General features: G+C 70.0%; 16 protein-coding genes. 6 read left to right on the top strand and 10 right to left on the bottom strand.

Annotation, left to right across the window (positions count from 1 at the left end):
- Positions 1-15 precede the first annotated feature (15 nt).
- The 4 genes from ACT2FV_RS31420 to ACT2FV_RS31435 all read right to left on the bottom strand — a co-directional run bounded on the left by ACT2FV_RS31420 (position 16) and on the right by ACT2FV_RS31435 (position 3763).
- A complete protein-coding gene (locus ACT2FV_RS31420) occupies positions 16-639 on the bottom strand; it encodes an ABC-type transport auxiliary lipoprotein family protein (protein ID WP_059681695.1) in 624 nt (207 codons plus the stop codon).
- A 95-nt stretch (positions 640-734) separates the two neighbouring features.
- The gene (locus ACT2FV_RS31425) at positions 735-1670 is read right to left on the bottom strand and encodes an MlaD family protein (protein WP_124901999.1); all 936 of its coding nucleotides are present in this window, start codon (positions 1668-1670) and stop codon (positions 735-737) included.
- Between the two features lie 27 nt (positions 1671-1697).
- Positions 1698-2642, bottom strand: coding sequence for an ABC transporter ATP-binding protein (locus ACT2FV_RS31430; protein WP_151052246.1), 945 nt, complete (start codon positions 2640-2642; stop codon positions 1698-1700).
- Positions 2639-3763, bottom strand: a complete 1125-nt coding sequence (locus tag ACT2FV_RS31435; protein ID WP_124626397.1) for an MlaE family ABC transporter permease — start codon at positions 3761-3763, stop codon at positions 2639-2641. Before ACT2FV_RS31435 ends, ACT2FV_RS31430 begins: the two co-directional genes overlap by 4 nt.
- A 319-nt stretch (positions 3764-4082) precedes the next feature.
- Between ACT2FV_RS31435 and ACT2FV_RS31440 the strand changes: the two genes are divergently transcribed.
- From ACT2FV_RS31440 to ACT2FV_RS31460, 5 genes are all read left to right on the top strand, one after another.
- Positions 4083-6146 (top strand): bifunctional 2',3'-cyclic-nucleotide 2'-phosphodiesterase/3'-nucleotidase, encoded by a 2064-nt coding sequence (locus ACT2FV_RS31440; protein WP_151052244.1) that lies wholly within the window; start codon positions 4083-4085, stop codon positions 6144-6146.
- A gap of 14 nt (positions 6147-6160) precedes the next feature.
- A complete protein-coding gene (locus ACT2FV_RS31445) occupies positions 6161-7006 on the top strand; it encodes a tetratricopeptide repeat protein (RefSeq protein ID WP_444505374.1) in 846 nt (281 codons plus the stop codon).
- Positions 7007-7109: 103 nt separating this feature from the next.
- Positions 7110-8030, top strand: a complete 921-nt coding sequence (locus ACT2FV_RS31450; RefSeq protein ID WP_175815870.1) for a biotin--[acetyl-CoA-carboxylase] ligase — start codon at positions 7110-7112, stop codon at positions 8028-8030.
- The gene (locus tag ACT2FV_RS31455) at positions 8027-8815 is read left to right on the top strand and encodes a type III pantothenate kinase (RefSeq protein ID WP_444505375.1); all 789 of its coding nucleotides are present in this window, start codon (positions 8027-8029) and stop codon (positions 8813-8815) included. Before ACT2FV_RS31450 ends, ACT2FV_RS31455 begins: the two co-directional genes overlap by 4 nt.
- 229 nt (positions 8816-9044) lie before the next feature.
- A complete protein-coding gene (locus tag ACT2FV_RS31460; protein WP_059600026.1) occupies positions 9045-9287 on the top strand; it encodes a hypothetical protein in 243 nt (80 codons plus the stop codon).
- A gap of 16 nt (positions 9288-9303) precedes the next feature.
- On the opposite strand, the gene rfaE2 is transcribed toward ACT2FV_RS31460, so the two are convergent.
- From rfaE2 to ACT2FV_RS31490, 6 genes are all read right to left on the bottom strand, one after another.
- Entirely contained in the window at positions 9304-9789 is a 486-nt protein-coding gene (gene rfaE2, locus ACT2FV_RS31465; protein WP_226117680.1) for a D-glycero-beta-D-manno-heptose 1-phosphate adenylyltransferase, read from the bottom strand.
- 162 nt (positions 9790-9951) lie between these two features.
- Positions 9952-10830, bottom strand: a complete 879-nt coding sequence (locus tag ACT2FV_RS31470; protein ID WP_059451551.1) for a ferritin — start codon at positions 10828-10830, stop codon at positions 9952-9954.
- Positions 10831-11315: 485 nt separating this feature from the next.
- The gene (locus ACT2FV_RS31475; RefSeq protein WP_124626406.1) at positions 11316-12542 is read right to left on the bottom strand and encodes a patatin-like phospholipase family protein; all 1227 of its coding nucleotides are present in this window, start codon (positions 12540-12542) and stop codon (positions 11316-11318) included.
- 24 nt (positions 12543-12566) lie between these two features.
- Positions 12567-13325 (bottom strand): PhaM family polyhydroxyalkanoate granule multifunctional regulatory protein, encoded by a 759-nt coding sequence (locus ACT2FV_RS31480; RefSeq protein ID WP_124901994.1) that lies wholly within the window; start codon positions 13323-13325, stop codon positions 12567-12569.
- A gap of 79 nt (positions 13326-13404) precedes the next feature.
- Complete coding sequence (locus ACT2FV_RS31485; RefSeq protein ID WP_059600022.1) at positions 13405-14232, bottom strand: enoyl-CoA hydratase/isomerase family protein; 828 nt, start codon at positions 14230-14232, stop codon at positions 13405-13407.
- A 118-nt stretch (positions 14233-14350) separates the two neighbouring features.
- Complete coding sequence (locus tag ACT2FV_RS31490) at positions 14351-15343, bottom strand: fumarylacetoacetate hydrolase family protein (RefSeq protein WP_059681568.1); 993 nt, start codon at positions 15341-15343, stop codon at positions 14351-14353.
- 126 nt (positions 15344-15469) lie between these two features.
- Here ACT2FV_RS31490 and ACT2FV_RS31495 point away from each other — a divergent pair, with 126 nt between their 5' ends.
- On the top strand, positions 15470-16345 hold the full coding sequence (locus ACT2FV_RS31495) for an IclR family transcriptional regulator (protein ID WP_059523979.1): 876 nt from the start codon (positions 15470-15472) through the stop codon (positions 16343-16345).
- Positions 16346-16399: the final 54 nt, after the last annotated feature.

Raw genomic sequence — 16399 nt, forward strand, 5'->3', positions numbered from 1 at the left:
GCTGCGCGTGCGGCGTCACGGGTTGCCCGCGTACGCCTGCACGCCGACCCACGCGGCGATCTGCGACACGAGCTCGTCGCTCGCGGCCGCGAGCGCCCGCGCGCCGCCGGCCGCATCGGGCGTGCTCGATGGCGCGCGCGCGACGAACGTGCGCTGGCCGAGCACCTTGCCGCCCTGCACCAGCGTCGCGCGCGCGGTGACCGCGCCGTGGCTCTTCGACTCCCCGTCGAACACCTGCTCGAATTCGTTCAGGTCGACCTTGAGCGTCGGCGCGCGCACGCCGTCGGAACCCTCGAGCACCGCGCCGCGCGACGACAACGCGCCGCGCAGCCGCTGCGTGAGCAGTTGCGCGGGCGGCGCGATCCAGCGGCTGTCGCGATAGACGGCCATGCGCTGCGCATCCGCATACGCGAGCCGGTAGACGAACTTGTCCGTGTCGAGCGCGTCGGGCGCGGCGACGTCGAGCACCTTCAGCGCGGGGCCCGTGCCGGCCGTGACGGCCGATGCGGCCGGCCCGAGGTCGTAGCGGACGTTCGACAGCGCCGCACTGTTGCCGGCGCAGCCGGCGGCGAACACGAGCGTCAGCATCGCGAGCGCGGTCGCGGCGGGACGCAGCCCGCGATCAGGGATTCGTGGCATGGCATGTTCCTGCATGATGTTTCCGGTTTCGATGGCGTCGTGGCCCGGTCTCGCGCCGGGCCGGCCGATCAACGTCGATGGACTGTCGATCGGCTTCATTTCCCGGCCGCGGCCCCTGCCCCCGGCCAGACGAAGCCCGCCTCGCCGGGGCCGGGCGCGGAGCCGGGCGAACCGAACAACAGACTGCTCGGATTGCGGCCGAGTTCACCGGCGACGTCCTTCAATTGCCGCGACGCATCGCCGACGCTGCCGGCCAGCGCGTTGAAGCGCGGCAGCGTGTCGTACTGGACCCGCGCGTTCAGGTCGTTCAGCGCGACGCCGACCTGCTCGGCAGCCGAGCCGGCCTTGTTCAGGTTCGACACGAGCGGCCCGTTCGGCTGCAGCAGCGTGTTCGCCGACGCCATCGCGCGATCGACCTGGTGCATCGTTTCCGGCAGCGCGGCCACCGCCGGCGCGAGCTGCTTCGACAGCGTCGTCGCGCCATCGGCCGCGTGCTGCAGGCTTTCGGCCGTCGCGCGCAACTGCTCGCGCATCTCGGGCGACATCAGCGCGTTCGCGCTTTTCGCGGCCAGTTCGAGCTGCCGCAGCAGCACGTCGCCGCGCTCCTGGATCTGGTCGAACAGGCTCGGCCGCATCGGGATCTGCGCGATCGCCTTCGGCGACGACGGCAGCGGCGCCAGGTCGCGGCCCGTATCCTCGAGCTGCACGAACGCGATGCCCGTCACGCCCTGGAAGCCGAGGCTGCCGTAGGTCGACTGCGTGATCGGCGCATCGTGGTCGACGAGAATCCGGATCCGGATCTGGCCCGGGTGCGTGCGGTCGAAGCCGATCGACTGCACCTTGCCGACGTCGAGGCCGCGAAAGCGCACGGCCGCGTCCGGGAACAGGCCCGTCACGTTGGTGCGCGCGAGCAGGTCGTACGGCACGCGCACGGTCCGGTCGACGTTGAACCAGAACACGGTGCCCGCGATCGCCAGCGTCAGCGCGATCGTGAACAGGCCGGCCCAGAACGCATGTGATTTGTTTTCCATTCGCGGGTTCCTTGCTTCTTGCCTTTCCTACAATTCGACGCTCGACAGCGCCGGCTCGAGGGCCGCCTTCGGCAGCTTCGCGCGCCGCTCGGGCGGCAGCGCCTGCAGTGCGCGGCGCCCGCGCAGCCCCAGGAAATATTCGTGGATGAACGGATGGTCGACGTTCGCGGCCTCCTCGACCGGCGCCGCGACCAGCACCTTGCGATCGGCCAGCACCGCGACGCGCGTCGACAGCGCGACCATCGTGTCGAGATCGTGCGTCACCATCACGACGGTCAGCCCGAGCGTGCGATGCAGCGTCGCGATCAACTCGACGAATTCGTCGGACGCCTGCGGGTCGAGGCCAGCGGTCGGCTCGTCGAGGAACAGCAGCTCGGGCTCGAGCGCGATCGCGCGCGCGATGCCGACCCGCTTCACCATCCCGCCCGACAGCGCGGCCGGCATCTTCGACGCGTGCTTGCACGGCAGCCCGACCATCTCGAGCTTCAGCATCACGATGTCGTGCAGCAGGTCCGACGGCACGCGGCCGAGCTCGCGCAGCGGCTGCGCGACGTTGTCGAACACCGTCATCGACGAAAACAGCGCGCCCTGCTGGAACAGCATCCCCGAACGCGTGCGCATCATCCGCGCGGTCGCGTCGTCGATCTTCGACGTGTCTTCGCCGAACACCTTGATCGTGCCCGACGTCGGCCGCTCGAGGCCGAGGATCTGCCGCACGAGCGTCGTCTTGCCCGAGCCCGAGCCGCCGACGATCGCGACGATCTCGCCGCGCCGCACGTCGAAATCGAGCTTCTGGTGAATGATGTTGCGCCCGTAGCGCTTGGTCAGGTTGCGCACCTCGATCACGAGGTCGCCGCCATGCGCGGCCGCCGCCGGCGGCATGCCGACCGTGCCCGCGCCGACTGCCGTGGCATGTGCGCTGGCGCCATCGGCCGGCGCGGCACCGGCCGGCGATTCATTCGACGCGTTCATCCGAGCCCCACGTTCTGGAACAGGATCGCGAACACCGCGTCGGCGAGGATCACGACCGTGATCGACGACACGACCGACGTCGTCGTGCCTTCGCCGAGGCTTTGCGAGTTCGCCTTGATCCGGAAACCGAAATGACATGCGACCAGCGCGATCAGCATGCCGAACACGACGCCCTTGCCGAGGCCGATGTACAGGTTCGCGATCGGCACGACGCCCGGCAGCGAGCGCACGAAATAGTTGACGTCGATCCCGAGCACGAACTTCGCGGCAAGCGCGCCGCCCGTCAGCGCGACGATGTTGGTCCACATCACGAGCAGCGGCATCGCGACGCCGAGCGCGAGCACGCGCGGCAGGATCAGCCGCAGCCCGTGCGGAATGCCCATCACGCGCATCGCGTCGAGCTCCTCGGTCACGCGCATCACGCCGATCTGCGCGGTGATCGCCGAGCCCGAGCGGCCCGCGACGAGGATCGCCGAAAGCACGGGCCCGAGTTCGCGAATCACCGACAGCCCGAGGATGTTCACGATGTAGCGGTTCGCGCCGAACATCTGCAGCTGCTGCGCGGACAGATAGCTGAGCACGATGCCGATCAGGAATGCGACCAGCGCGGTGATCGGCAGCGCCTGCGCGCCGGCGCTGTAGATGTTCGCCGAGGTTTCCTTCCACGGCATCGTCTGCGGACGGCGCAGCACCGACAGCGCGTCGAGGATCACGAGGCCGAACATCGCGATGCCGCCCTGCAGGTGTTCGCCGAACGCGAAGATCGCCTGGCCGAGGCGCGTGACGGGATCGAAGCGCACGACGCGCTCGGGTGCCTCGCGCTGGCTGTCGAGACGTTCGATCCGCTCGAAGATCGTGCGCTGCGTGTCGGTCAGCTCGACGCCCGCCGGCAGCTTGCGGCCCCATACGCGCCACAGCGCCTGGCCGCCGACGTGGTCGAGCCGCTCGATGCCGGACAGGTCCCATTCGTTCACGCGTCCGGACGCGATGCCCGCGATGCGGCGCGCGACCTCGCCGCGATTGCGTGCGAGCGCGAGCGCGGTCCACTGGCCGGTCAGGCGCACCGTCTGGCCCTGGCCGCCGGCGTCGACCAACAGGCCGGGAGGTGTCTCGAAGTCCAAGGGCGGGTTGTTTGCAAAAGGATGACAGCGGCCATTGTAGCGAACCGTCCGGCGCCGCGACGTGAGGATTTCCGTCGGGGCGCGCAGCCGGCGGCGTCCGGCGGAAATGCCGGGTGAGAGGCGCCTCTTTGCGGATGCCCGCCCCGCCACGGCACGGGGTTCGCCGCCGGAACGGCGTGCCGGGCACGCGACCTTTCATTCTTCCGTCACGTTTCCTTTCGATACTCTCACGCGCCGCACGTCAGGCCGTCGGCGCCCGCGCCGCCATTTCGCTGCGCTCCTCGCGATTCATAGAACAGAACACAGAACAGGACAATCGATGCGTCTCCCCCCGCTTTCCCGCCGCCGCGTGACCGCCGCCGCCGCGCTCGCCAGCCTCGCCTTCGCCCTCGCCGGTTGCGGCGGCGACGACGTCACCGCCCCGCCGTCGTCGCAGACGCAGGCGCCCGCCGGCACGACGGCCACGCTCGCGCTGCTCGAAACGACCGACCTGCACACCAACGTGCTGTCGTACGACTATTTCAAGCTCGCCGCCGACAAGTCGCTCGGCTTCGAGCGCGTGTCGACGCTGATCGCGCAGGCGCGCGCGCAGTACCCGAACACGCTGCTGCTCGACAACGGCGACACGATCCAGGGCACCGCGCTGTCGGACTACCAGGCGCTCGTGAACCCGATCGGCTGCGACCAGACGCTCGCGATCTACAAGGTGATGAACGCGGCGAAGTTCGACGGCGGCGGGATCGGCAACCATGAGTTCAACTACGGGCTGCCGTACCTGTCGCAGGTGACCGGCAACACGTTCGACGTCGACGGGCTGCCGGCCCCCGCGCAGCAGAAGAAGTGCGCGGGCCCGAGCTTCCCGCAGGTGCTCGCGAACGTGATCAGCGCGAAGACCAACGCGCCGCTGTTCACGCCGTACACGATCCTGACCCGCACGGTGACGGCCGTCGCGCCCGACGGCAAGACCATCAGCGCGCCGGTGAAGATCGGCATCATCGGCTTCACGCCGCCCGCGATCATGAGCTGGGACAAGCGCTGGCTCGACGGCAAGGTCTACACGACCGGCCTGAAGGAAGCGGCCGAGAAGTACATCCCGGAGATGCGCGCGAAGGGCGCCGATCTCGTCGTCGCGATCTCGCACGGCGGCCTCGACAACACCGCGTATTCGCCGACCATGGAGAACGGCAGCTGGTGGCTGTCGAAGGTGCCCGGCATCGACGCGATGCTGATCGGCCACTCGCACCAGGTGTTCCCGGACGCGAACAGCACCGTGGCGCAGTTCAACCTGCCGGGCGTCGACAAGGCGAAGGGCACCGTCAACGGCGTGCCGACCGTGATGGCCAACTACTGGGGCAAGCATCTCGGCGTGATCAAGCTCGGCCTGACGTTCGACGGCAAGACGTGGAGCGTCGACAAGTCGCAGACGACCGTCGAGGCGCGGCCGATCCAGAACGCGGACAAGAGCTACGTCGCCGCCGATCCGTCGGTGTCCGCCGCGATCGCCGCCGAACACCAGGCGACGATCGACTACGTGAAGACGCCGATCGGCTCGACCGACTACCGGATGAACTCGTACTTCGCGGACGTCGGCGATCCGGGCGCGATCCAGATCGTCAACGAGGCGCAGGCCGATTACGTGAAGACCTACGTGCAGGCGAACCTGCCGCAATACGCATCGCTGCCGGTGCTGTCGGTCAGCGCGCCGTTCAAGAGCGGCTTCGGCGGCGGCAGCGACTACACCGACGTCGCGCCCGGCGCACTTGCGATCAACAACGCGGCCGACCTGTATCTGTATCCGAACACCGTGTACGCGGTAAAGGTGAGCGGCAGCGACGTGAAGAACTGGCTCGAGACGGCCGCGAAGCGCTTCAACACGATCGATCCGACCAAGGCGACGGTGCAACCGCTCGTCAGCAGCTTCCCCGGCTACAACTTCGACATGTTCACGTCCGCGGATCTCGCTTACGAGATCGACGTCACGCAGCCGGTCGGCAGCCGGATCAGGAACCTGACGTACAAGGGCGCGCCGATCGACCCGAACGCGCAGTTCATCGTCGCGACCAACAACTACCGCGCGAGCGGTGGCGGCAACTTCCCGGGCCTCGACGGCAGCAAGACGATCTTCGCATCGCCCGACGCGAACCGCGACGTGCTGATCGCGTTCATCAAGAAGCGCGGCGCGATCACGCGCGCGGCGGACGGCGCGCAGCGCAGCTGGCGCTTCACGAAGCTGGCGAGCTCGGTCGCGCACGTGCAGTTCACGTCCGCGCCGAACCGGCTCGGCGACGCGGCGGCAGCCGGCCTGACCGGCCTCACGCAGGTCGCGGCCGACGACGGCTCGGGCAAGAACCTCGCCATCTACGAGATCGACCTCACGCAATGACCACGAGACCCGCGATGCAACCGATCCGGACGATGCGGCCTGCCGAGGCCGGCTTCACCACCGCCGCGCGGCGCCTGCTGCGCGCGAAACTCCCGCCGGCCGCGTTGCTCGCGGCGGCGGCCATCACCGTTGCGGCCGTGGTCGCTGCGACCGGCTGGCGCGCCGCCGGCCCCGCGCCGAGCGCCGCGCAGCTCGACGAATGGCAGGCGATGGTCGCGCAGGCCGTCGAGCCGCACGCGCTCGCGCAGTTGCGCACCCTCGCGCGGCACGGCTCGGGCGACGCGCAGGCGGCGCTCGGCATCGCGCTCGTCGATGCGCGCGAGCCGGGGCTGCGCGACGAGGGACGCGGCTGGCTCGAAACCGCCGCGCAGGCGGACACGAAAGCCGACACGCCGGCCGCACGGCGTGCGCAGCTGGCACTCGGCAAGGCGCTGCTGCTCGGCAGCGGCGACATCCCGAAGGACTACGCACGCGCCCGCACGCTGCTCGGCGAAGCGGCCGGCCAAGGCGAGCCAGCCGCCGCGTATTACCTCGGGCTGATCTATCGCAGCGGCTATGGCGTCGCAGCCGATCCGGTGCAGGCCGCGCACTGGTTCGAGATCGCGTCGCGCGCGGACATCCCGGCCGCGGATTTCATGCTTGCGAACGCGTACCGAGAAGGCAGCGGCGTGCCGCGCGACGAGGCGCGCGCGCTCGCGCTGTATCGCCGTGCGGCGGAGCACGAGCTGCCGGAAGCCGTGCAGACGCTCGCGATGGCTTATCGCAACGGCGAGCTGGGGCTGCGACCCGACGCGGACGCGTTCCACGCGCAGTGGATCGAGACCGCGCATGCGTTGAAGCATCCGGTCGTCGCGCCGTAGCGGTGCGTCGGCGGCGCGGGCACGAACGCGCGGCGGCGGCGCGACGGGCATGACCTGGCGCGCCGCCCGTCACGTACTGCCCCCTGTCGCTACAATAGGCGCCATGAACGCCCCCACCTCCTCCGACACGCCCGATTCCGGCGACGCGCACATCGCGCGCAACCGGCTCGAGGCGCACCTGGACGCCGCGCCGCGCGCGTGGCCGCTCGACATCGTCGCCGCCACCGGCTCGACCAACGCCGACGTCGCGACGCGCCTCAAGGCGCTGCCGCGCACCGCGAACGCGCTGCCCGCGCCGCTCGTGCGCGTCGCGTTCGAGCAGACGGCGGGCCGCGGCCGGCAAGGCCGTCCCTGGTTCGCGCAGCCTGGCAACGCACTGCTGTGCTCGGTCGGCTGCATCGTGCCGCGCCCCGTCGATGCGCTCGGCGGCCTCAGCATCGCGATCGGCGTCGCGCTCGCGGAAGGGCTCGCCACGCTGCCGCTCGACGCCCACTCGCGCGTCGCGCTCAAGTGGCCGAACGACCTGCTGCTGACGACCACCGACGACGGCACGTCGCGCATCGTCGGCAAGCTTGCCGGGATCCTGATCGAAACCGTCTGGACCACCGCCGACGCGACCGCCGTCGTGATCGGCTTCGGTATCAACGTGCGCGGCGCGGAGGCCGTCGCCGCGCAGGTCGATGCGCTGCGTGCGCGCGAAGCGTCGCTCGCGAGCGGGCTGCCGCCGGCCGCGTTGTCGGCCGCATGCGCATCGGCGAACCTCACCGATACGCTCGCCGCGGCGCTGAACGCGCTCACGCCCGCACTCGCGCAGTTCGGCACCGACGGGCTCGCGCCGTTCTTGCCGCGCTGGCACGCGCTGCACGCGTACGCGGGACGCGAAGTCGTGCTACTCGAACAGGGCGTCGAACGCGTGCGCGGCATCGCGACGGGCATCGACGCGACCGGCCAACTGCTGCTCGACACGCCCGACGGCATCAAGGCGATCGCGGCCGGCGACATATCGCTGCGCGAAGCGCAATGAACGAACCGCATCTGCTGATCGACGCCGGCAACAGCCGGATCAAGTGGGCGCTCGCCGACGCGCAGCGCACGCTCGTCGAGACCGGCGCATTCGGCCATACGCGCGACGGCGGTGCCGATCCCGACTGGTCGTCCCTGCCGCGTCCGCATGGCGCATGGATCTCGAACGTCGCGGGCGCCGACGTGGCCGCGCGGCTCGACGCGCTGCTCGACGCCCGCTGGCCGGGCCTGGCGCGCACGACGATCCGCTCGCGGCCTGCGCAATGCGGCGTGACGAACGGCTATACGACGCCCGAGCAGCTTGGCAGCGATCGCTGGGCCGGCCTGATCGGTGCACGGGCGGCGTTTCCGGGCGAGCATCTGCTGATCGCGACGTTCGGCACGGCGACGACGCTCGAAGCGCTGCGCGCGGACGGCCGCTTCGCCGGCGGGCTGATCGCGCCGGGCTGGGCCCTGATGATGCGCGCGCTCGGCACGCACACCGCGCAGTTGCCGACGCTGACCACCGACATCGCGAGCGGGCTGCTCGCGGGCGCGCAGGCCGAGCCGTTCCAGGTCGATACGCCGCGCTCGCTGTCGGCGGGCTGCCTGTATGCGCAGGCGGGGCTGATCGAGCGCGCATGGCGCGATCTCGCCGCTGCGTGGCAGGCACCCGTGCGGCTCGTGCTGGCAGGCGGCGCGGCGGACGATGTCGCGCGCGCGCTGACGCTGCCGCATACGCGGCACGACGCGCTGATCCTGTCGGGGCTTGCGTTGATCGCCGCAGAAGCCGCGGCGCAGAATTGACGGAAACCGGTCGGCATCGCGCCGGGCGCGTTGATGCAGGCTCGGCTGCGGGCTTCGTCACGGTGAGGATGGAAAGCGGGCGCCGGTGCGTGCGCCCATGCAGAATGCCGGCCGCGCATGCCTGCGGCCCGGCCGACGCGTAAGATCGCCGGCGGCAACCGCCGCGCGTGCCGTGCGGCCGGCCCGACCGAACGGTTGAACGACTGAACAACGACGAGGAGTGTCGACGATGCTGCGCTGGCTGATCGCTGTTCTCATTCTCGCGAACCTGCTTGCGTTCGTCGCCGTGCGCGGCGTGTTCGGGCCGCTGCCGGCGGCAGGCCCGCGCGAACCGGGCGTGCTGTCCCGGCAGGTTCGGCCCGATGCGTTGCATGCGATGCCGCTCGCGCAGGCGAGCGATCAGCCCGTGATCGGCGGTCCGATCGGCCCGCCGGCCGTGACGGCCGAGCCGCTCGCGGCTTCCGCGCCCTGACGGCGCGGCACCCGCATCAGGACTGCTGCGCGCGCACCTTCTTCAGCAGCGCGGTGGTCGAGCGGTCGTGCTCGAACGGAATCGCGAGCGCACGCCCGCCCCAGCTGCGCACGATGGCCGATTCCGGCAGCACGTCCATGTCGTAGTCGCCGCCCTTCACGAGAATGTCCGGACGGACGGCCTCGATCAGCGACACCGGCGTCTTTTCCTCGAATTTCACGACCCAGTCGACGCTTTCCAGCGCCGCGAGCAACGCCATCCGGTCTTCCTCGCGGTTGATCGGACGGTCGTCGCCCTTGCCGAGCATGCGCACCGACGCATCGCTGTTCACGCCGACGATCAGGCATGCGCCGAGCGCCTTCGCATCGGCGAGATACGTGACGTGGCCACGGTGCAGGATGTCGAACACGCCGTTCGTGAACACGACGGGCGAAGGCAGCGAAGCGCGCAGGGCAACCAAGGCGTCGCGGGTGATCAGCTTGCGTTCGAAGGTAGCGGACATGATGAATATCGGTTGGCGAGAGCGGCGCGCGGTGCACGTCGCGACGGAACACGGCGGCGCCAGATAAAAAGCCCGCCGGATGGCCGGGCGGGCTTCATGCGGGAATACACTGCGGCGATCGCGACCGGCGGCGCTTCACGCCGGCTGCGATGCCGCGCAGCCTCAAGCCGGTTGCGCGGCCGACGACGGGCCACTTTCGGACTGCAGGCGTCCGGTGACTTCCTTGCGGTAGCGGTTCAGCTCCTGGGCGGTCGCGAACGTGCGCTCGAACAGGATCGACAGGTTGTGCAGGATCCGTTCGACGACCTTCTTTTCCCATTCGCCGTCGAAGCGGATCTGCTCGTCGAGCCAGCGCTCGAGCCATTCCGGATCGGGCAGGCGCGACTGCACGGTGTCGCGCGGGAACAGCGCCTGGTTCACGTGCAGGTTGGTCGGGTGCAGCGGCTTCTCGGTGCGGCGCGCCGACGCCATCAGCACGCCGATCTTCGCGAACGCCGCGCGCGCGACGTCGCCGCAATTGTTCAGCGCCTTCTTCATGTAGCGCAGGTAGGCGCCGCCATGGCGCGCTTCATCGCGCGAAATCGTTTCGTAGATGTGCTTGATGACCGGCTCGGTGTGCCAGTCGGCCGCGCAGCGATACCAGTGGTTCAGGCGGATCTCGCCGCAGAAATGCAGCATCAGCGTCTCGAGCGGCGGCGCCGGATCGAACTCGAAGCGCACCGCGTGCAGTTCCTCTTCGGTCGGCACCATTTCCGGCCGGAAGCGGCGCAGGTATTCCATCAGCACGAGCGAATGCTTCTGCTCCTCGAAGAACCACACGCTCATGAACGCGGAAAAGTCGCTGTCGTGCTGGTTGTCGCGCAGGAACATTTCCGTCGCGGGCAGCGCCGACCATTCGGTGATCGCGTTCATCTTGATCGTCTTCGCCTGCTCGTCGGTGAGCAGCGAAGCGTCGAACTTGTCCCACGGAATGTCCTTCTCCATGTCCCAGCGGACAGCTTCGAGCGACCTGTAAAGTTCCGGATAAAGCATGGTGTTCATGATGGTCCCACCCCTGTTCTGCGCAATGCGACTTCTCTAAACGTGACTGTTGCCGCGTCGGCGCGCGAGCGCGCCTTTCGCAGCCAAGACTGTAATTTTACGCGTGTATCCAGCCCCCGGGACGCAGTTTCCGCCTCCGGCAGCCGGGCGGCCGCGTCGCCGCCTTGAAGCACGCCGCGACCCCGCTCCGCTCGAACGGAACCGGCCGCGCGTGCCTGATGTGGGGGCCGGCGCAGGCCGGCTCGGTGGCGAGCCCGCCCGGCGCCACGCGGTTCCCTGACGGGCTCCCGTGCGACCGCCGGACCGGCGGGCTGCTCGATATGGTGTATACGGCGGCGGCCATGATAGCACGTGCGCATGACGGTTCCGAGACGCGGAACCGGTCGCGCGCCGCCACCTGCGGTGCGGCGATCGGTCGCGGGCAGGCGTCGCGAAAACGCAACCGATATGTAAGTTTCATCCGTTTCGGCCCCGCTCTGCTCGCGTCAGACCCGTATTTCGCCGATCGCGCGGCCGCTCTCCGGCGGCATGCCGGATGCCGGCGCGCTGCCGCCGTCGGCCCCCGCGATCCAGTTCGCCAGCGTGTCGCGCTGCGCGCGCCCGTCGCGATAGCCGAGCTCGATCAGCTCGCGCGTGAAGGCTTCCTCGAACAGCAGGTAGCTCGCGAACGACGCGCCGGCCGGCTGGCTGCCGCCGATCGCGCCGAGCAGCCCGCGCATCGTCGCCGGCATCTGCTTCAGGTGTTTCGCGGCGATCAGCTCGATGCGCTCGGACGGCGCGATCGCGAGCACGTCGACGTGCCGCCAGCCGCTGTCCACTTCGACCTGGTGCGGCAGGTGCTCGATCATCCGGTTGATGTGCTCGATCCGCTCGATGTCCGAGCCGATCGAGTCGAGAAACACGCTCGCGAGCACCTGCTGGCCGATCTGCGCGAGCGTCGGGTAGCCGCGCACCCGTCCCGAGCCGTTCGCGGCCGGAATCTCCGGCCGCGGATCGGCCGCGCCGACGACGACGATCCGGTGCGCGCCGAAGTGGATCGCCGGCGACAGCGGCGCGACCTGCCGGATCGAGCCGTCACCGAAATATTCGATCTGGCCGTCGAGCACGAGCGGCACGGCCGGAAACACGAACGGAATGGCCGACGACGCGAGCAGGTGCGATGCCGACAGATCGACGAGCCGCGCGGTGCGCTGCGCGCGCCGCCATGCCTGGATCGGCTCGGCGGCCTGGTAGAACGTCAGGTGCCGGCCGCTCGAATAGCTGAGCGCCGTCACCGAGAGCGCGTGCAGCAGCCTGCTCTCGAGCATCTGCTCGATCCGGTGAAAGCTCAGCTCGCGCTGCAGCAGGTGCGCGAGCGGAGCGTTATCGAGCAGCCCGCGCGGCGAGCGGCGCGCCGCCCAGCCGAATGACATCGTCGCGAGCCAGCGTGCGCCCGCCGCCGCGATGCCGAGCCAGTCGGTGCGATAGACGTAGTCCGCGCGCAGCGGCTCCCAGAATTCGAGCAGACGCCGCACGCCGTGCGAAAAGTCGTCCGCGTGGCTCGCGATCGACGTCGCATTGATCGCGCCGGCCGACGAGCCGCAGACAACCGTGAACGGTACCGTGTGCCGGTTCGGATCGGCCTCGCGCGCGATCTCGGCCAGCGCCTTCAGCACGCCGACCTGGTAGGCGGCACGTGCGCCGCCCCCCATCAGCACGAGCGCGAGCCGCATGATCGACCTGCTATCCGGTTCGCGTCACGTCGAGCGCTTCGGCGGACGCGTTTCGGGCGACGAGGCCGCCGCCGCGCGCGCCGCGGCCGATCCTGCCGGCTTCGCACGCTTCGCGGCCGGCTTGCGCGGCGCGGCGGCCGCGGCCGCAGCCGGTGCGGGCTGCTCCGCCCGCGCCGTCGATGCGGTCTGCCCGGACGGCGCGGCGCCCGGCTCCGCGGGCTGCGCGCCCGGCTGCGTCATCGCGAGGCTCGCGAGCTGGTTGAACTGCGCCTGCAGCAGGTTCCACCAGCCGGCCGGATCGAACGCCTGCTGCGCGGCGTCGCCTGCCGGCGGTGCGTCAGCCGCGCCAGCGGCATCCGGCGCTTGCGGCGCATCGGCGCGCGGCGCGGACGCCGCTTGCGCGGCCGCGACCGCCGCTTCCTCGGCCGCCGACATCGAGCTTTGCGCGAACGCCCCGAACGCACGCAGCGTCGCGAGCGTCGCGCGCTGCACCTCGAGCGCCTGGATCGCGGACTGCAGCATGCCGAGATTGAGCTTGAGCCACTGCTCGACCGCGCGCAGATCGGTGATTCGCTTGTCGAGCTCCTCGACGCTCGTGAGCGGCGCCATCATGTCGGACATGCTCGACAGCGACGGCGGCAGCCCCGACGCGGCGCCGGGAAACGACGCCATCCCGCCGAACGGCGACATCCGCATCATGTCCCACATCCGGTCGAGCATGTCGGCAGGCTTGAAACCGGCAAAGCCGGCAAAAGGATTGGAGCCGGGGGCATCGGTCGTCATACGGGCATCCTGGTTGGCTGGGTGGGCGATGCGGTCGGCACGAGTCGTGCGGCCGCCCTTGGTCCGATCATAACGCGCGTCAGAACGGTGCGTCGCCGGGGAAGTCTGGCGGGCGCCGCTCGCGCAGCGAGCGGATGCCCTCCTGAACGTCGGGCCCCGAGAAGCCCATGAATTCGAGCGCGAGCGACGTATCGAAGGTTGGCCCGGCGCTGCGCAGCCAGTTGTTCAGCGCGTACTTGGTCCAGCGGATCGCCGACTGGGATCCGTGCGCGAGCCGCTCCGCGACCTCGTACGCCTTCGGCAGCAGGTCCGCCGGCTCGACCGCGAGCGACACGAGGCCGATCCGCTCGGCCTCCTCGCCGCTCACCGGTTCGCACAGCAGCAGGTAATACTTCGCCTTCGCCATCCCGCACAACAGCGGCCACACGATCGCCGCGTGATCGCCGGCCGCGACGCCGAGCCGCGTATGGCCGTCGATGATGCGCGCATCCTTCGCGGCGATCGAGATGTCGGCGAGCAGCCCGGCGACGAGCCCCGCGCCGACGGCCGGGCCGTGCATCGCGGACACGATCGGCTTGCTGCAGTTGATCACGTTGTAGACGAGGTCGCGCGCCTCGCGCCACACGCGGGCGCGCACGTCGAAGTCGTTCGCCATCGCCTCGACGAGCGCGAGATCGCCGCCCGCCGAAAAACCCTTGCCCTCGCCGCGGATCACCGCGACGCGCGTGTCGGGATCGCGGTCGACGTCGCGCCAGATGTCGGCGAGCTCGCGATGCATGCGCTCGTTCGCGGTCGCGAGGCCGCTGCGGTTGGCGCCCTCGCCGCTCATCACGATGTCGAGCACGCCATGATCGCGGCGCGTCACCTTCAATGCTTCGTAACCGCCGTATGCGGCGAGATCGGCCATGCGCAGCTCCCGGGTTCGTGAAATGCTTGAAACGCCTGAATCGAGTGTAGCCAAGCCCGCGCGGGCAAACATCAGGCGAAACCCGGCGCGCGGGCCGGGACCGGGTTTCGCGCGGACGTCAGGCCGCGCCGTCGGGCGGGGCGACCGCCTGCTCGATCGCACCGAAGATCGACTTGCCGGCCGCGTCGAACATTTCGATGCGCACGGTGTCGCCGTAGCGCATGAATTCGGTCTGCGGCGCGCCGTGCTCGATCGTCTCGAGGCAGCGCTTCTCGGCGATACAGCAGTAGCCGCGCTTCGCGTCCTTGTTCGACACCGTGCCCGAGCCGACGATCGAGCCGGCACGCAGGTTGCGCGTCTTCGCCGCATGCGCGATCAGCTGGCCGAAGTGGAACACCATGTCGGTGCCCGCGTCGGGCTGGCCGACCTTCCTGCCGTTCCAGTGAACGATCATCGGCCGGTGCACGCGGCCTTCGCGCCATTCGTCGCCGAGTTCGTCGGGCGTCACAGCGACCGGTGCGAATGCGGTGGCCGGCTTGCTCTGGAAGAAACCGAAGCCCTTCGCGAGTTCGGCCGGAATCAGGTTGCGCAGCGACACGTCGTTCACGAGCGTGACCAGCCGCACGGCCTTCAGCGCGTCGTCGGGCGATGCGCTCATCGGCACGTCGCCGGTGATCACCGCGACCTCGGCCTCGAAGTCGATGCCCCACGCCTCGGACGGGCACACGATGTCGTCGCGCGCGCCGAGGAAATCGTCGCTGCCGCCCTGGTACATCAGCGGATCTGTCCAGAACTCCGGCGGCATCTCGGCGCCGCGCGCGCGGCGCACGAGCTCGACGTGGTTCACGTACGCGGAGCCGTCGGCCCACTGGAAGGCGCGCGGCAGCGGCGCCATGCAGTTCGCCGGGTCGAACGCGAACGCGTTGCGCGCGCGGCCGTGGTTCAGCGCGTCGTACAGGTCGCGCAGCTGCGGCGCGTAGAACGCCCAGTCGTCGAGGACGCGCTGCAGCGTCGGTGCGATCGCATCGGCGATCGCCGCGGTGTGCAGGTCGCGCGACACGACGATCAGCTGGCCGTCGCGCGTGCCGTCCTTCAGCGATGCAAGTTTCATGGGGTATCTGCCGTTGTAGTGACGATGGAGGGAATCTATTTTACGATGGTGAATCCGCGCGGCGCGCCACGATCGTGCACGCCGTTTTCGTCCCGACCCTTGCCGCCTTGTCGCGCCCCGTTGCCCATGCCCGCCAGCCCGCTTCCCGACGACGATCTCGCCGATTCCGACACCGACGACACCGGCTCCGGCGAGCATGGCGAAGGCGGCGAGAAGGTCCGCTCCGGCATCCAGTCGATCGAGGTCGGCTTCCGCCTGCTCGACGTGCTGACGAGCGAGCCGCGCGCGATGATGCTGCGCGATCTCGCGCAGCGCGCGGGCATGAGCCCGGCGAAGGCGCACCGCTATCTGGTCAGCTTCTCGCGGCTCGGCGTCGTGTCGCAGGATCCCGTGTCGGGCCGCTACGAACTCGGCGGCTTCGCGCTGCAGATGGGGCTCGCGCGGCTCGCGCGCGTCGACGGTGTGAAGCTCGCGCGGATCGCGCTGACCGAGTTGCGCGACCGCGTCGACCAGACGGTCGGCATCGCGGTGTGGGGCAACCAGGGGCCGACGATCGTGCACTGGATGGAATCGAGCCATCCCGCGAAGGCGTCGCTGAAGCTCGGCGACGTGATGCCGCTGCTCGGCTCCGCGACGGGCCTGCTGTTCGCCGCGTACCTGCCGCGCAGCAAGACCGCGGCGATGCTCGAACGCGAGCTCGCCGACACGCGCCGCTCGCCGCATCACGGCGGCCCGCGCACGCTCGACGAGGTCGAGGCGGTGCTCGCCGACGTGCGCGCGCATCAGGCAGCACGCGTCGAAGGGATGCTGCTGCCAACGATCCATGCATTCTGCATGCCGGTGTTCGACGCGGTCGGCGAACTCGCGCTCGCGATCGTCGCGCTCGGCCAGGAAGGCATGTTCGACATCGCGTGGGGCGGCGAGATGGATACCGCGCTGCGTGCATGCGCGCAGAAACTGTCTTACGAACTCGGCTATAGTCCGGACGCGCGCGACGCCTGACACGCGGGGCGTGTGACACCCGCGCGATGTACCGCGAACGCGCGGCGCACCCGG

Origin of the sequence: Burkholderia sp. PR2 (genome assembly GCF_052372875.1) — a bacterium.
Taxonomy (GTDB): domain Bacteria; phylum Pseudomonadota; class Gammaproteobacteria; order Burkholderiales; family Burkholderiaceae; genus Burkholderia; species Burkholderia diffusa.

Bases quoted from the DNA above. Each gene is read 5' to 3' on its own strand.
- ACT2FV_RS31420 (WP_059681695.1), bottom strand. From the start codon at position 639: ATGCCACGAATCCCTGATCGCGGGCTGCGTCCCGCCGCGACCGCGCTC.
- ACT2FV_RS31425 (WP_124901999.1), bottom strand. From the start codon at position 1,670: ATGGAAAACAAATCACATGCGTTCTGGGCCGGCCTGTTCACGATCGCG.
- ACT2FV_RS31430 (WP_151052246.1), bottom strand. From the start codon at position 2,642: ATGAACGCGTCGAATGAATCGCCGGCCGGTGCCGCGCCGGCCGATGGC.
- ACT2FV_RS31440 (WP_151052244.1), top strand. From the start codon at position 4,083: ATGCGTCTCCCCCCGCTTTCCCGCCGCCGCGTGACCGCCGCCGCCGCG.
- ACT2FV_RS31445 (WP_444505374.1), top strand. From the start codon at position 6,161: ATGCAACCGATCCGGACGATGCGGCCTGCCGAGGCCGGCTTCACCACC.
- ACT2FV_RS31450 (WP_175815870.1), top strand. From the start codon at position 7,110: ATGAACGCCCCCACCTCCTCCGACACGCCCGATTCCGGCGACGCGCAC.
- ACT2FV_RS31455 (WP_444505375.1), top strand. From the start codon at position 8,027: ATGAACGAACCGCATCTGCTGATCGACGCCGGCAACAGCCGGATCAAG.
- ACT2FV_RS31460 (WP_059600026.1), top strand. From the start codon at position 9,045: ATGCTGCGCTGGCTGATCGCTGTTCTCATTCTCGCGAACCTGCTTGCG.
- rfaE2 (WP_226117680.1), bottom strand. From the start codon at position 9,789: ATGTCCGCTACCTTCGAACGCAAGCTGATCACCCGCGACGCCTTGGTT.
- ACT2FV_RS31470 (WP_059451551.1), bottom strand. From the start codon at position 10,830: ATGAACACCATGCTTTATCCGGAACTTTACAGGTCGCTCGAAGCTGTC.
- ACT2FV_RS31475 (WP_124626406.1), bottom strand. From the start codon at position 12,542: ATGCGGCTCGCGCTCGTGCTGATGGGGGGCGGCGCACGTGCCGCCTAC.
- ACT2FV_RS31480 (WP_124901994.1), bottom strand. From the start codon at position 13,325: ATGACGACCGATGCCCCCGGCTCCAATCCTTTTGCCGGCTTTGCCGGT.
- ACT2FV_RS31485 (WP_059600022.1), bottom strand. From the start codon at position 14,232: ATGGCCGATCTCGCCGCATACGGCGGTTACGAAGCATTGAAGGTGACG.
- ACT2FV_RS31490 (WP_059681568.1), bottom strand. From the start codon at position 15,343: ATGAAACTTGCATCGCTGAAGGACGGCACGCGCGACGGCCAGCTGATC.
- ACT2FV_RS31495 (WP_059523979.1), top strand. From the start codon at position 15,470: ATGCCCGCCAGCCCGCTTCCCGACGACGATCTCGCCGATTCCGACACC.